Source organism: Pseudomonas sp. GW456-12-10-14-LB2, assembly GCF_002884345.1.
GTDB classification, from domain to species: Bacteria; Pseudomonadota; Gammaproteobacteria; order Pseudomonadales; family Pseudomonadaceae; genus Aquipseudomonas; species Aquipseudomonas paraglycinae.
The window spans coordinates 1-361 of sequence record NZ_POHV01000096.1; the positions used below are offsets into that span (position 1 = coordinate 1).

Below are 361 nucleotides of genomic sequence, written 5' to 3' on the forward strand. Positions count from 1 at the left end.
TCAACCCCAACGGATCCACCCACCCCGTCGGATTCGGCACGTACCGGTACTGATTCAGCCCACCCGCGAGCTTCACCGGATCTGGCGTCAGATACCGTCCCACGTCCGGGTCGTAATACCGGTGCCGGTTGTAATGCAGCCCGCTTTCGTCATCGAAGTACTGCCCCTGAAAGCGCAGTGGCTGGTTCAGGTAGTCCTCGGTCGCCAGTTCCAGTGAGGTGACCTTGCCGTAGGCGCTGTATTTGGCGGACCAGACGATGTCGCCGCTGTAGTCGGTCAGTTCCTGCGGGGTGCCGAGGTGGTCGAGCTGGTAGTAGAACGGGCAGGCGCGTTTCGGGCCTTTGCCGTCGAGCATGGCCAA

1 protein-coding gene is annotated in these 361 nt (G+C 62.0%); it reads right to left on the reverse strand.

Features of this window, described 5'->3' with window-relative positions; genetic code table 11:
- Positions 1-361 (reverse strand): RHS repeat-associated core domain-containing protein (locus C1X29_RS28230; protein WP_146023288.1); only part of this gene is annotated, 361 nt, incomplete at both ends.